This is a genomic window from Paraflavitalea speifideaquila, assembly GCF_032395985.1.
Taxonomy (GTDB): domain Bacteria; phylum Bacteroidota; class Bacteroidia; order Chitinophagales; family Chitinophagaceae; genus Paraflavitalea; species Paraflavitalea speifideaquila.
On the sequence record NZ_CP135920.1, the window covers coordinates 7,176,261 to 7,190,814 of the forward strand.

At 46.8% G+C, this 14,554-nt stretch carries 17 protein-coding genes and 1 pseudogene; 13 read left to right on the forward strand and 5 right to left on the reverse strand.

The window, feature by feature from the left end:
* Window positions 1-129: 129 nt before the first annotated feature.
* Window positions 130-365: pseudogene (locus RS881_RS62100) on the forward strand (succinate--CoA ligase subunit alpha); the annotation flags it as partial.
* A 9-nt stretch (window positions 366-374) separates the two neighbouring features.
* On the forward strand, window positions 375-1,202 hold the full coding sequence (locus RS881_RS62105) for a succinate--CoA ligase subunit alpha (RefSeq protein ID WP_315824862.1): 828 nt from the start codon (window positions 375-377) through the stop codon (window positions 1,200-1,202).
* A gap of 136 nt (window positions 1,203-1,338) precedes the next feature.
* Here the strand turns inward: RS881_RS62105 and RS881_RS49290 are convergent, their stop codons facing one another.
* Entirely contained in the window at window positions 1,339-2,106 is a 768-nt protein-coding gene (locus RS881_RS49290; RefSeq protein WP_315817540.1) for a proline and serine-rich protein 1 family protein, read from the reverse strand.
* A gap of 373 nt (window positions 2,107-2,479) precedes the next feature.
* Here RS881_RS49290 and RS881_RS49295 point away from each other — a divergent pair, with 373 nt between their 5' ends.
* From RS881_RS49295 to RS881_RS49345, 11 genes are all read left to right on the forward strand, one after another.
* On the forward strand, window positions 2,480-3,307 hold the full coding sequence (locus RS881_RS49295) for a hypothetical protein (protein WP_315817541.1): 828 nt from the start codon (window positions 2,480-2,482) through the stop codon (window positions 3,305-3,307).
* Between the two features lie 54 nt (window positions 3,308-3,361).
* A complete protein-coding gene (locus tag RS881_RS49300) occupies window positions 3,362-4,225 on the forward strand; it encodes a hypothetical protein (RefSeq protein ID WP_315817542.1) in 864 nt (287 codons plus the stop codon).
* Entirely contained in the window at window positions 4,192-4,716 is a 525-nt protein-coding gene (locus RS881_RS49305; RefSeq protein WP_315817543.1) for a hypothetical protein, read from the forward strand. Before RS881_RS49300 ends, RS881_RS49305 begins: the two co-directional genes overlap by 34 nt.
* Window positions 4,713-5,138, forward strand: a complete 426-nt coding sequence (locus RS881_RS49310) for a hypothetical protein (protein WP_315817544.1) — start codon at window positions 4,713-4,715, stop codon at window positions 5,136-5,138. Before RS881_RS49305 ends, RS881_RS49310 begins: the two co-directional genes overlap by 4 nt.
* Window positions 5,117-5,464 carry a hypothetical protein gene (locus tag RS881_RS49315; RefSeq protein WP_315817545.1) on the forward strand — a complete coding sequence of 116 codons (348 nt, stop codon included), beginning with the start codon at window positions 5,117-5,119 and terminating at the stop codon, window positions 5,462-5,464. Before RS881_RS49310 ends, RS881_RS49315 begins: the two co-directional genes overlap by 22 nt.
* 88 nt (window positions 5,465-5,552) lie before the next feature.
* On the forward strand, window positions 5,553-6,893 hold the full coding sequence (locus tag RS881_RS49320) for an alpha-2-macroglobulin family protein (RefSeq protein WP_315817546.1): 1,341 nt from the start codon (window positions 5,553-5,555) through the stop codon (window positions 6,891-6,893).
* A 120-nt stretch (window positions 6,894-7,013) separates the two neighbouring features.
* The gene (locus RS881_RS49325) at window positions 7,014-7,157 is read left to right on the forward strand and encodes a hypothetical protein (protein ID WP_315817547.1); all 144 of its coding nucleotides are present in this window, start codon (window positions 7,014-7,016) and stop codon (window positions 7,155-7,157) included.
* A gap of 127 nt (window positions 7,158-7,284) precedes the next feature.
* Window positions 7,285-8,418, forward strand: coding sequence for an alpha-2-macroglobulin family protein (locus RS881_RS49330; protein WP_315817548.1), 1,134 nt, complete (start codon window positions 7,285-7,287; stop codon window positions 8,416-8,418).
* Between the two features lie 230 nt (window positions 8,419-8,648).
* Window positions 8,649-9,527: an FAD-binding oxidoreductase/lyase gene (locus tag RS881_RS49335; RefSeq protein ID WP_315817549.1), complete on the forward strand. Its 879-nt coding sequence runs from the start codon at window positions 8,649-8,651 to the stop codon at window positions 9,525-9,527.
* Between the two features lie 14 nt (window positions 9,528-9,541).
* Entirely contained in the window at window positions 9,542-9,667 is a 126-nt protein-coding gene (locus RS881_RS49340; RefSeq protein WP_315817550.1) for a hypothetical protein, read from the forward strand.
* A 172-nt stretch (window positions 9,668-9,839) separates the two neighbouring features.
* The gene (locus RS881_RS49345; RefSeq protein ID WP_315817551.1) at window positions 9,840-10,265 is read left to right on the forward strand and encodes a hypothetical protein; all 426 of its coding nucleotides are present in this window, start codon (window positions 9,840-9,842) and stop codon (window positions 10,263-10,265) included.
* A gap of 118 nt (window positions 10,266-10,383) precedes the next feature.
* Here the strand turns inward: RS881_RS49345 and RS881_RS49350 are convergent, their stop codons facing one another.
* From RS881_RS49350 to RS881_RS49365, 4 genes are read right to left on the reverse strand one after another with little or no spacing between them, the layout of a single operon-like run.
* A complete protein-coding gene (locus tag RS881_RS49350; RefSeq protein ID WP_315817552.1) occupies window positions 10,384-11,427 on the reverse strand; it encodes a hypothetical protein in 1,044 nt (347 codons plus the stop codon).
* A gap of 10 nt (window positions 11,428-11,437) precedes the next feature.
* Window positions 11,438-12,694 (reverse strand): FAD-dependent oxidoreductase, encoded by a 1,257-nt coding sequence (locus RS881_RS49355; RefSeq protein ID WP_315817553.1) that lies wholly within the window; start codon window positions 12,692-12,694, stop codon window positions 11,438-11,440.
* Entirely contained in the window at window positions 12,678-12,950 is a 273-nt protein-coding gene (locus RS881_RS49360; RefSeq protein WP_315817554.1) for an FAD-dependent oxidoreductase, read from the reverse strand. Before RS881_RS49360 ends, RS881_RS49355 begins: the two co-directional genes overlap by 17 nt.
* 19 nt (window positions 12,951-12,969) lie before the next feature.
* On the reverse strand, window positions 12,970-14,400 hold the full coding sequence (locus RS881_RS49365) for a polyamine aminopropyltransferase (RefSeq protein ID WP_315817555.1): 1,431 nt from the start codon (window positions 14,398-14,400) through the stop codon (window positions 12,970-12,972).
* Window positions 14,401-14,554: the final 154 nt, after the last annotated feature.

Genomic DNA, 14,554 nt, shown 5'->3' on the forward strand with positions numbered 1-14,554 from the left:
ATTTCATTAAGAGGCTTTTAGCGTGCGTTTCGGGGGTTCCGGTTCTCGTATCTGGCCTGTTGATTTTACCTCCCTACATATGCACATTATGCCTTACTTTTGCGGCTCCTGAATTTATAAATCACCGCTATGAGCATATTAGTTAACAAACAATCAAAGATACTGGTGCAAGGCTTTACCGGTACGGAAGGCACTTTTCATGCTACCCAAATGATCGAATATGGTACCAATGTGGTGGGAGGTGTAACGCCCAATAAAGGCGGTACTACCCACCTGGATCGCCCCGTATTCAATACCGTGGCAGAAGCCGTGAAAGCCACTAAAGCCGATGTATCGATCATATTTGTCCCCCTCCCTTTGCAGCCGACGCTATTATGGAAGCTGCTGAAGCGGGTATTGGCCTCGTAGTTTGTATTACCGAAGGTATCCCTGTACAGGATATGGTAAAAGCCAAACTGTACCTCCAGGGTACTAAAACCAGGCTGATTGGGCCCAATTGCCCCGGTGTTATCACAGCCGATGAGTGCAAAGTAGGTATCATGCCCGGTTTTGTATTCAAGAAAGGAAAGATCGGTATCGTTTCTAAATCAGGTACCCTCACCTACGAAGCATCTGACCAGGTAGCTAAAGCTGGGTTGGGTGTTTCAACTGCAGTAGGTATCGGTGGCGACCCCATCATTGGTACCACTACCAAAGAAGCCCTGGAATTGTTCATGAATGATCCCGAAACAGAAGCTATCGTAATGATCGGTGAAATTGGTGGCGGCATGGAAGCAGAAGCTGCCCGCTGGTACAAAGAGCATGGCACAAAACCGGTAGTAGGTTTCATTGCCGGTCAAACGGCTCCTCCCGGACGTCGTATGGGCCACGCTGGCGCCATCGTGGGCGGTGCAGAAGATACTGCCGAAGCCAAAATGAAGATCATGGCCGATTGCGGTATCCATGTAGTATCCAGCCCTGCAGACATTGGTGCAACCATGGCTGCTGTGATCAGAAAAATAACCGGGATCGCCCGGCCAATTGACCAATACTTTAAAAGCGGTCCGCTTCCAATAGCGGGCCGCTTTTCTTTAGGATGCCTATTCCTCAACCAATATCGTTTCATTAAGAAAACTTTTGCCAGTTACAAAGGTGGGTCCCGCTGCAGCGCTGCATCAGCCCGGCGGCAGAGTGACTCCCCTAAAAGAACTAAACGACATTGATCCCTTAACTGCTGCTAACGGTATTTTATGGCCCTTCTGCCAGATTATTATACTTTTGCCAGACCCCAACAATCAAAAGCCCCGGGCAATGCCGGGGCCTTCAATTTAATCCATCACTTTAAACACGTAGAAACAGTTATTTGAATTGCCGGATATAATTGGCCAGGTTGTCCTTACTGTTGCTGAAGGAAAATACTTCATACAGTATGAAATAATCCTGCTTATTCACGGTATTCTTATAGGCATATTTTGCAAGATCGAGCTTATAACTATCGAATGAATACATCAGTGCCAGTTGTTTTACCTGTTCGGCCGTAAAATAATTCTGGTCAATTACCTGCTTGGCAATGGTAACCCTGGAATTATCGAAACGCTCTTTGGTAAGGGTCTCTTTCAGGGCAGCAAAAGACTGATCACTCATGGGCCGGTCATACCTGTTATCCCTATCCCGGGGCCTGTCGCGGTCGTCACGGCCGGGATAATAATCCGTATCACGGCCTTTGGGGCGATCATTGTACCAATCATTATCATCTGTATCCACATAATTGGGATCCTTCATGGACAATTCATCGTACAATACCCGGCCAAAACGGTTGATCACTACATCAATATGGTATTGCGCCCGTACGTTGATATTTTTTTGGAAGAGGAGGCTTGGCTTCCGTGTTATTCCACTCCTGCCATTTGTTAATACATACACCTTAAGCGAGTGTATACCCGTAGACAAAGCAGGGATTAACATAAACTTATCATCATCCCGGATACGGTTTTCAAACCGCTTACCATCTACCTCTACCAGTAGCCGCTGGTTGCCCAGGTTGGTAATGCTTAATTTTCCATTATTGGGATGTGCAGTCACCGTATAAGCGAAAACCAGTAAAATAAGGGTAAAAACTGTTTTCATATAAACCTCCTGTTGGTTGTTTAGGATTAGATGCCAGGATGTACAGATCGTTTAGTAAGAATATGTTAAAGCTTTGCTATATCAGCCATAGGGGATTTTAGGTGTATGAAATTGGATCAATTACTGCATCACAATAGGATAATGCGCATTTTAAAACGCGCAAAGACGCAAAAATATTGCAGATTGTATAACTTGTATAAAATTTGATAGTATGCCCGTTAAAAGGTCTTATGCTTAGCACTATCCGCCTTATTTCTATTTACCGCAACCGCCCAGCAAAAATGACTACTTACGACAAAGCCTGGAAAAAATTGACAGTCTTATTCAACAAAAGGGCTACCCGCATCGGCCCTCACGGAAGTGAATAAGCTATATGCACAGGCACAAAAAGAAAAAAAATGATGCACAGCTCATCAAGGCATTGATATACCGTGCCCAGCTAAGGGATATCAAGGAAGAAGATCCCAATAAAAGCACCATTGCGGAGATGGAAGCCGAAATAGGCAAAGCTGCCGAACCGGCACGCGCCATCCTGGAAAACATAACGGCCAGTTTGTATTGGAGCTATTTCCAGCAAAACCGCTGGAAATTGTATGACCGTTCCACTACAGTCAACTTTAACCAAACAGATATTGCGACCTGGAGCAGCGCCAATCTGCATAAAAAGATCAGTGACCTGTACCTGGCTTCTTTAAAGAATGAAAAATTACTAAGGCAAACGAAACTGGAACCTTTTGATGCCATCATTGAAAAGGGCAATACACGGCACCTGCGTCCCACCCTCTTTGATCTGTTGGCCAATCATGCGCTGACCTATTTCAAAACGGATGAAAGGAATATCAACAAACCGGCCGATGCTTTTGAAATTGATGACGCCGCCGCTTTTGCCGATGCCCGCACTTTTGCCAATCACCGTTTTGTGACGACTGATAGCCTGTCGCTGCATGCCAAAGCCCTGCAGCTTTACCAACGCCTGATCCAGTTTCACCTCACGGATGCCCAACCGGATGCGCTGATTGATATTGATATTGACCGCCTGGCTTTCGCAAACAGCTATGCCGTTGTTGATAATAAAAAGGACTGTACCGCAAAGCACTGGAACAGCTTACTACCGCCCACAGCAACCGGCCCATTGCGGCACAGGCCTGGTATTTACTGGCCAATACTTATGTGGAAGAAGCCGGATCCTACGATGCATTAAAAGATACCACCCACCGCTACGCTTATTTAAAAGCCAAAGAAATTTGCGAACAGGTTGTGCAACAAAAAAGAGAACAGTGAAGGAAAAGCCAATTGCATTAACCTGCTGGCGACTATCCAACACAAGGAGGTGAACCTGCAAACAGAAAGGGTAAATATTCCAGGACAAGCTTTCCGTACGCTGGTTACCTACCGGAATATTACACAACTGCACGTGAGGTTGGTGAAAATGGATAAAAAAACAAGGACCAGCCTGGGCAATGATACCTGGGGTGACGGTTACTGGAAAAAACTGATTGGCTTGCCCGTACTTAAAACCTTTACACAAAGCCTGCCTGATACCAAAGATTATCAGCAGCATCGGATAGAGATCAAAGCCGATGGATTGCCCGTAGGTGAATATGCTTTCCTGGTGAGCGCTAACAAAGAGTTTGGTTTTACCAACAATCCTTTGGCCATACAGCAATTTTACGTTTCCAACCTGGCCTATATCAATAAGGACAAGGACTATTTTGTATTGGACCGTGAAACAGGCGCGCCCATTGCCCGTGCTGCCGTACAGGTATGGTACCGCAACTATGATTACAATGCCAGCAAGGAAGTGGAACGTCAGGGAGAAAATATGTTCACCGATAAGAACGGGTATTTTACCCTTTATCCGCCCAAGACGAATAGCAATAATTATTTCCGTATAGAAATATCCACCAAAGAAGATCGCCTGTCGCTGGATGAATTCCAGTATAACTACCAACGTGGGGAAACCCCGCCTGCGACCTCCAGCAACCAAAGTTTTCTGTTTACCGACCGTTCTATTTACAGGCCGGGACAGATCATCTATTTTAAGGGCATTGTGCTCAACCGGCGTGAGGGTCCAATCAAAATGCAGTGTTGGCCAATTTCTCTACCACCCTGGCATTGATAGATGTAAACGGGCAACAGGCAGACTCCATCAAAGTAACTACCAATGCCTATGGATCTTACTCCGGTAAGTTTACTTTGCCTTCCAATGTGCTGAATGGTCAGTTTCACCTGCAGGACAAAAAGACGAATGGAAGTATTTATTTTTCAGTAGAAGAATACAAGCGGCCTAAGTTCTATACAGAGATTGCCAAACCTGCCGGCAGCTACCGGCTCAACGACAGTATCAAAGTAATTGGTACGGCCAAAGCTTATGCCGGTAATAATATAGACGGGGCTGCCGTAAAGTACAGGGTAGTACGCAAAACCATTATGCCGATGTGGTATTATGGCTGGGGTCATAAAATATGGCCGCCTTCTAGCAGCAAAGAAGTGGAAGTTGCCCATGGCACTACCACCACCAAGGCCAATGGCAGCTTTGAGATCACCTTTAAAGCGCTGCCCGATCTAGGCGTAGATAAAAAGACCAGCCCAGCTTCCACTATGAAGTGAGTGCCGATGTAACAGATATTAACGGAGAAACACGAAGTGGCAATGCCTCGGTAGCCGTAGCTTACCAGGCCCTTCAGTTAAAGGTAGGCGCTCTGGCAAAACTACATACCGACAGCATTAAGACCATCCAGGTAAATACCACCAATTTCAATGACCTGTTTGAGCAAGCCACCGTAACCCTCACCATCCACAAATTGAAAGTGCCCGAACGCAGCTACCGCAATCGTTATTGGGAGCAGCCCGACCAGTTTGTGCTGACGCAGCAGGAATACCAGGCAGCTTTCCCTTATGATATCTATAAAAATGAAAATGAGGTAAGCACCTGGGAAAAGGAGAGAAGGTACTGGAACTTACAGATACTACCAGTGCCAACGGAAAGTTTGCCATCAAACAATCTTCCTTGCCAGCCGGCTGGTATGTAGTGGAAGCCATCACCAAAGACAAATTTGGTGAAACGGTAAAGGACAAACAGTATACTCAGTTGTACAATACAACCAGCAACATCAACCCTGCGGCTTATGGTAGTATTGAGGCTGTGAAAACCATTTACGAGCCAGGCCAAACAGCCAGCTACCAGCTTAGTACCAACCTGGGCGATGTATTTATGATCCATGATGTTGGAAGAAGGGATGCCAAAGAAGAACGTAGGTTCACCCTGTTGAATCGTAATAGTTTGTCTTTTGAGCTACCTGTTTCGGAAAATGACCGTGGCGGGCTGGGTGTACAGATCGCTTTTGTAAAAGCATAACCGGGTATATACCGATAACCTGCAGTTTACTATTCCTTACACCAATAAGGAACTGACCATTGCCTATACGACCTTCCGCGATAAGACCTTGCCTGGCAGTGCCGAAAAGTGGAAAGTAAAGATCAGTGGATACAAAGGAGATCAGGTGGCAGCCGAAATGCTCACCGCCATGTATGACGCTTCACTCGATCAGTTTAAGACGCACAACTGGCAATCACCTTCTATCTGGAACTATTATTACTTTTCATCCAATTGGGATGGCAATGCGAACTTCCGGCAGGTGGCATCGCAGGAATGGAATGACCGGGATGATAATCCGGCCTACTTTGAAAAAACGTATGACCAGTTGATGGACCTGGGTAGTGGGGGCGGCACCCAAATTATGCTAAGAGGAGCCGTAGGCGGAAGAAGACTTTACCGGAAAGGAGAAGCAGAAATGGCAGTAGCGGCAGCAGCTCCTATAGCAAATGAAGAAATAAAATCCCAAGGTGAGATGTTTGCTTGGGGAGAAAAGACAAAAAAGACCGTTGCTGATCTGGTAGAAGTTGATGAAAAGCAGCAAACTCCTTCTGCCCCTGCTGTACAACCGCGCAAGAATTTCAATGAAACGGCTTTCTTCTTCCCCGACCTGCATACGGATGCCGAAGGCAATGTGGAGTTTTCCTTCACCATGCCCGAAGCGCTTACGCAATGGAAATGGATGAGCCTGACCCACAGCAAGGAACTGGCCTTTGGCTACAGTGAGAAAAACATCATTACGCAGAAGGAACTAATGGTACAACCCAATGCCCCCCGCTTTATGCGCGAAGGCGACCGGATGGACTTCAGCGGTAAGATCGTGAACCTAAGCAGTAAAGAACTGACCGGGCAGGTAGAATTGCAACTGATCGATCCCACCACCAACCAATCGGTGGATGGCTGGTTCCGCAATGTGTTCCCCAACCAGTTCTTTACAGTAGGTGCGGGTCAAAGCATTCCCGTTAACTTCTCCTTAGAGATACCTTATCAGTATAATAAACCGGTTACTTACCGGCTGGTAGCATCTACCAAGGCAGGGTCTAATGAGCAAGCCTTGAGTGATGGAGAAGAAAATATGCTGCCCGTTGTGAGCAACCGGATGCTGGTAACAGAAAGCCTGCCGCTGCCTGTGCGTGGTAATGCCACTAAAAACTTCAGCTTTGATAAGCTGCTGAAAAGCGGCGCCAGTGAAACGCTGAACCAGCATGCACTGACTGTTGAGTTTACCAGCAATCCCGCCTGGTATGCCGTACAGGCCCTCCCTACCTCATGGAGTACCCCTATGAGTGTGCCGAGCAGGTATTCAACCGGTATTATGCCAATTCGCTGGCCAGCTCTATTGCCAATGCTTCGCCCCGTATCAAGGCCATCTTTGAACGCTGGAAAACGACGGATACAGCGTCCTTGTTGAGCAACCTGCAAAGAATGAAGAACTGAAGTCTGTATTGTTGCAGGAAACACCCTGGGTATTGGAAGCAAAAACAGAAGCGCAGCAAAAAGGAATATTGGTCTGCTGTTTGACATGGTGCGCATGAGCCGCGAACAGCAATCGGCCCTTAACCAGTTGCAGGATATGCAAAGCAGCAATGGCGGCTTTGTATGGTTCCAGGGCGGGCCCGATGACCGCTATATTACGCAGTACATCATCACCAGCATGGGCCACCTTAAAAACTGAAAGCCCTGCAGGATGATAAAAAGATCACCGCCATCATAAAAGCTGCCATCCCTTACCTGGATAAAGCCTTGAAAAAGGATTATGAGGACCTGTTGAAGAGCAATAAGCAAAAGAGCCGCTGGAAGGATTGAGCAACATACAGATCCAATACCTGTACATGCGCAGCTTCTTCCCGGAAACTGCCATACCGGCCGAGGTGTCTAAAGCTTATAACTACTTCAGGAAACAAGCGCAACAGCATTGGGTAAAACAAAGCAAGTACATGCAGGGCATGATCGCTTTGGCCCTTCACCGCACGGGCGATAGTAAAACAGCCAATGCGGTAGTAGCATCGCTGAAGCAAAATGCACTGGTGAATGAAGAGATGGGCATGTACTGGAAAGCCTTTGCTCCAGGTTATTACTGGTACCAAAGCCCCATTGAAAGCCAGGCATTGATGATAGAAGTCTTTACGGAAGTAACAAAAGACAGCAAAGCGGTTGGGGATATGAAGGCCTGGCTGTTGAAACAAAAGCAAACGCAGAACTGGAAAACCACCAGGGCCACAGCAGATGCGTGTTATGCGCTGTTATTACAAGGCAATGACTGGCTTAGCAATACACCCGAAGTACAGATCAGCCTGGGTAACTACACTATTCGCAGCAATGACCAGGCCGCCGAAGCGGGTACGGGTTACTTTAAGAAAGTAATTGATGGTAAAGATGTAAAACCCGAAATGGGGAATATCAAAGTAACGGTTTCTTCATCGGCGCCTGCTGCCAACGAGTCGGTATCCTGGGGAGCTGTATACTGGCAGTATTTTGAGAACCTGGACAAGATCACTTCGGCAGAAACACCATTGAAGCTGAGTAAGAAACTGTTTGTAGAAAAGCTCACAGACCGTGGGCCGGTATTACAGCCCATTAACGAAGGTGATGCGCTGCAGGTAGGTGATAAAGTAAAAGTGCGTATTGAGCTGCGGGTAGACCGCAATATGGAATATGTGCACATGAAAGATATGCGGGCTGCTTGTATGGAACCGGTAAATGTGTTGAGCAGCTACAAATGGCAGGGCGGATTGGGTTATTATGAAAGTACCAGGGATGCCAGCACCAATTTCTTCTTTGGGTACCTGCCCAAGGGCACCTGGGTATTTGAATATCCCTTGTTCGTTACCCATACGGGTACCTTCAGCAATGGGGTAACCAGCATTCAGTGCATGTATGCACCTGAATTTACCAGTCATTCTGAAGGAGTGAAGGTAAATGTGGAAACGAAATAAGAGGTGATTGCACACAAAGGCGGGCCACCCTGCAGCGCTGCTTTGCCGGGCGGCAGGGTGGCCCACCTTATCAGAAAGAGGTGACACCTTTCGTCTGCGTCGCAAGGGAAAGGTGTCACCTCTACTAAACAAATAAACCAGTTGGGTTTTTAAGCCGGCCACTCTTTGAAAGGGTGGCCGGCTTATTTTTGCATTATGCACAAAGACTTCCTGATCGTGGGCCAGGGTATTTGCGGAACCTTTTAAGCTGGTACCTGCAACAAGCCGGGTATTCTTACGTGGTGATCGATCAGCCGCAAAACAATACCGCTTCCAAAGTGGCAGCCGGCATCATCAACCCGGTTACCGGCAGGCGCATTGTAAAAACATGGCTGATCGATGAGGTAATGCCTCTTGCACAGGAAGCCTATACAGCCTTGGGGGCTGCATTGGATATCAAGGCCATGGAAACAACAAGCATTGTCGATTTTTATGCCACCCCACAAATGAAACTTGCTTTTGAAAAGAAGTACGAAGAGGACCCACAATATTTATCACTACCAGCAGATATCTATCACTGGCATACTTTATTCAACTACGACTTTGGCTATGGTGAGATAGATCCCTGTTATTTGATCAGGTTGCAGGATATTTTACCAGCTTATCGTTCGCTCCTGCAAAGCCAGCAACTACTACGGGAAGAATGGTTTGAATTAGACCACCTGCAGGTAACACCCGATGGTATTACTTATAAAGACATTACGGCCTCCCGTGTTATTTTTAGCGATGGTATAGCCACGGCTCAAAACCCTTACTTCAAAAACCTGCCCTTTGCTCCCAATAAAGGCGAAGCCGTATGGGTAGAGATCAAGGACCTGCCAGCTACCCATATTTTTAAAAAGGATTTAACCTGGTGCCCTGGAAGGATGATATTTTCTGGCTGGGCTCCACCTACCTGTGGGAGTTTGACAATGACCTGCCTACGCCGGGATACCGCCAGTTTGCCCATAACTGGTTGTTACAAACCATTAAACTGCCTTTCCAGATCATTGACCATAAAGCATCCTTACGGCCTGCCACGCTGGAACGCCGGCCCTTTGTTGGCTTTCATCCACAACATCCGGCGGTAGGTATTTTCAATGGCATGGGCACCAAGGGTTGTTCTTTGGCTCCCTGGTTTGCCAACCAATGGGTCAACTCCCTGAAAGGCGGTACAACACTTGATCCATTGGCTGATGTGAAGCGATTTCAGCGGGTATTAGCCCGGTAGGCGAGTGGGAAGTGACTTACCGCCCCTACTCACAACTCATCACTGACCACTAAACCCCTTAAGTCATTCACACACAATACCCTACCCCCTACTCAATTTGGGGAGGTATTTTTCTGCGTGGTTTTATATTTTTGCATCGTTCACCACCCTTTGTCATTTAAACTTTACTGCCTTGTCACAGGAATCACAGGAGCTTTATGTAGTTCCGGCCAAGTTCCGTAAGCTGGAAAACCTGCACATTCTTTTCTGGTTGGTAAAAGACCTTTGCTGGTGCCTATTATTCAGGCCATTGGGCATGATCATGATTGCCCCCACTTTGTTGGTGGCCGTGTGGATTACCTGGAAAAATAAACATATTGTGGCCGAGTTGGCGCATAACCTGGCCATCACGATCTGGATCACTGCCAACTCCATTTGGATGATCGCGGAATTTTATGCGGTAGATGAAAAAGTAAAACCCTATTGTATCATTCCCTTTTCCATCGGCATCTTAATCCTGGGGTATTATTATCTTATTTATGCGCCACTGCAACGCAAAAAGGATAAAGCGGAAGCAGTTCAGGTAACGGTAATTCCGGCAACGGCAGAAGAGGTTTAATCCGGTAAAGCAGGTTAAATATACAGACTTCATGCAGGTGCTGCCGCCTGGAGCCAGAGAAAACAGGTTGTATACTGCGCTAAAAAATCATCAGCTATTCTTGAATGGGATATGCCCCTTAGAAACTTTCCAGATATACCCATCGATGATGTAATGTGTAATTTGTGGAAGGGCTAGTAATGGCACCAGTAGGGCCAGTATATCTTTTGGGGTTGAAGGCAATAGCCTCAAAGAGACCAAATACATTATTATGTTCCTTCCATATCCAGGCATCCCAGAAGCCTTCCTCCACATACGCCAGCAACATCATACTCAATACAAACAGTACCACCCCATATTCTGTGAACAGGTGCTTAACCAGTTTGCCATAAGACCGGTTGCCAGGTTGGGTACTTTTCTTGTGGCCATATACCCATATTAATGCCATATAGGGCACACCATGCGACACCACATTGAGCAAGGTAAATGCCATATCGCCATTAAAATATACTATACCGAAGTACCAGGAAAGGAAAGTGCCTGCCATCACCAGGTTACGTGGCCAGTTAAAAAATCTTTCCTTTTTTACAAATACAAACTCTTTGATCAGGTAAGCTATGATCACCAGTAGGTAGCCTACAGCGGCCACCACCGATAAAACTCCTGCCTTAAAGTAAAGGAAATCCCCTTCCACAAACCAGTGGAAGTTGCGCGGTGCATGTAAATGCCAATAAAGTAAGGGGTAAATAGTAGCGCTATAAACAGCCACCTGATCAATGCGGTAATACCATTTATTGAATGGCTCTTTACGGGAGTATATGCGCATAAAACCATATTGCTGACGCACAAAATGAAAGACCGCCAGGTAAGCCAGCACCCGCCAGAAAAGCATAGCATCCATGTAATACAACAATACAGCAATGATAAATCCCGCAACCGGGATACCAATCAGCCTATTTTTCTGTTGTTGAAAAGTATCCCTGTCAAAATAAGTACGGTATAGGGTACTGTATACATGCGCCACATCAATAAAAACCACCAATATGATCCACCAGGCAGTAGACATTCCTGTACCGGTAGAAAACAAGCCGGGGAAAAGAAAAACGATCAGTAATGAAATAAAAGGCGGGGATAGTATGAAGATACTATCGAGCCTGGACGAATATATCCATGGTTGCTTCATCCTGTTTTGATTACTTGTAAGATCGCTGCTGCTGCCTGCCCGCCCTGGTAAAAGCCTTCTTCAAAAAAGAAAGACCCGCCAGATCGGTATGAGCAAAAAATATTCGTTGGCCTATAGGTTCATTGAGTATACGGCGGGCTTTGCCGTGAATAAAATTCCTGACCGGCCTGATCATGCCATGCCCCCAGATCATAATATCAATATTGGTTACAGCATGGGCAATATTATCATGTACTTTGACCAGGTCCTGTAATACCAGGTTCACCCATTCTTCATGCGTTCTGACAGATGCTTTCTTCCGCTCTGCTAATACATCCTCCCGTGTTAGCGGCCAGTAATAAGTAAGCACCTTTTCGGGTTCTTGCTGCTTAATGGATTGATGGGTGGCATCTACATATCCCAATGCTTCGCTATTATAGATCACATTGTCCCAACATAGGCCTTCGCCCCTGCGCTCCTGCAAGGTAGTGACGGTGAGATTGGCCACCATCCAGGGAGCATAGGTAAAATGTTCCTGCACCAATTGCTGGCGGGTAGTGTCGGGTGCCAGTAAACGCAAGGCTATGAATTGCGGAACAGCTACAATACAATGTTGGGCCCTGATGGCCTGTAAATGACCGGATACCACATCAAGGTACCTGACCTCTACCCCATCGGCCATAGTGCGTATGCTGGTAACGAGGCTATTGAGCTTTATTTTGTCTGAAAAATCTTTTTGTAACTGTTCTACCAGCCAGCCATTACCCTGCGGCCAGGTCAATACATCCTGGTGTTTGGCATTGGCAGCTTGCCCTTTGCGGGCAGCAAAATAATGAATGCCTGCCCAGGCAGCTATTTCGTCATAACGTGTACCAAAGTCATCCCGGCAGCAATAATTGCAATACCAATGCAGGTATTCCGTGGTATATCCATTTTGCAACAACCATTCTTTCATGGTAAGTGAATCCCACTGAACAAACTGCTCATCGTTGGAAGAGTTGTTGACCGGTATGGCAAAAGCATCTTTCCCATCGCGCCCTTTGGTATATCGTAACTGGTTCATGTGCTCCAGAAAACGCTGCACCTGCTGCCATTCATCGGCCGGCACACCATTTCTCGGCACCAGGCCTTCCTGCCAGGAACCATTAATATATAAACGCTCTTCAGGGTCAAAACACAAATGGTATTCATTATATACGGGCAATCCCTGCGCATCGTATCCGGTAATCACGTTACATTCCTGCAAGAAGGATAAATAATCTTTGAGGTCATTATTGGGCAGGGGCACATAATGAGCCCCCAGGGTAATGGCTTACATTATTGGCACCGGATGAGGCATTACCACCGGCATGGTCTTCCAGGTCCAGCACCAGGAAATCCTTCATATCCTGCCGGTGCAAACTGCGGGCAGCCGACAAGCCACTGATACCTGCCCCCACTATCACTACCTTCGCCTGGCCAATACTTTGCGGTTCTCCGGGTATCTTTCCATCCCGCAGCAAATGCCCGGTTTTGGCAGCGGCGCCCACTATCCTGCCAGGCACCAGCCGTTTGTTGTTAGCATTACACCCCGATAGTACCAATCCGGTTCCTGCCAGGGCAGCCACTTGTTGTATGAAATTCCTTCTGCGCATAATTATTCCAGGTAAGCCCCCATTCTTCTTCAAAATAATCCACCAGTACCTGGTTATTGAGTTTATTAACTGCCAACGATTTGGTAGTTTTCATATCCTGCGGAAATACAAACATCTGTTGGGCGGTAGCCGGGTTGAGGAATTTCAGTCCGGCGGGATACACTGCCGGCGTATGGTATACACTGTCCTTTATAGCCAGGATATACCCCCATTCGCCAAATGAAGGGACCAGGTTATGATAAGGGGCTGTGTGAAATCCTACCGACCGGATTGTTTGATCAATACACCAAAATGAACGTGGCGCTGCATAGGGCGAAGTAGATTGAATAACAGCCATCCCTTGCGGCGTCAGGCGTTGATACAACAATTTATAAAACGTATTGGAGTATAGTTTCCCTATGGAGAAATTAGAAGGGTCTGGGAAATCCACCACTACAAAATCAAACTGCCGGTCATTGTTGCGCAACCAGGAAAAAGCATCTCCATTGATCACCTGCACACGCGGATTGGAGAGGGCATGCTGATTCAGCGCCACCAACATACTATTAGCGGTAAACAATTTCGTCATGGCGGCATCAAGATCAACCAGGGTGACCGTTTCAACCGAATTGTATTTGAGTATTTCCCGGATGGCCAATCCATCACCGCCGCCCAATACCAATACATGCCTGGGATGGGGTACGGCCTGCAGGCCCGGATGCACCAGGGCTTCGTGATACCGGTATTCATCTGCCGAACTGAACTGAAGATTGCCATTCAGGAATAATCGGGTTTCTCTTTTATTACGCGTAAGTACAATACGCTGGTAAGGGGAAGAAGTGGCAAAAATAATCCGGTCGTTATAGACCAGGCTTTCTGAATAATTCAAAATACGCTCTGACAATACAAACGCTACCAATTGAGCCAGGATGAGCACAATAGCCGTAGCCCGTAATAAGCTGGCATTTCTGATCTCCTTCCCAAATTTAATAGCCAGGAACAAGCCCACCCCCACATTGAGCATGCCGAAGAATAAGGAGGTGCGCATCAGCCCCAGGTAGGGCACCAACAACAAGGGGAACAACAAGGAGGCAAGCAGTGCGCCAATATAATCAAATGTAAAGACCCGGGATACCAGCTCTTTAAAGGCTACCTTGTCTTTCAGTATCCGCATTAATATGGGTATTTCCAGTCCTACACCCGTTCCTGTCAAAAACACCAGGGTATACAGTACCACACGAAAGGAGGAAGCCAATGGGAAAACAATGAATAAAAGCATGGCGCTAAATCCGCCGATAAAACCTACCAACAGTTCGATCTGGATAAACCAACGCAGCAGATTCCGGTTAAAATAGCGGGAAAGAAAAGAGCCCACGCCCATGGAAAAAGGTATACTCCAATGATGGTGGAAAACTGTGTTACAGAATCACCCAACAGGTAACTGGCAAGGGTACCAGCCACCAACTCGTATATCAATCCACAGGTGGCAATCACAAAAACTGCCAGCAACAACAACAACTGCATACAAAATAATT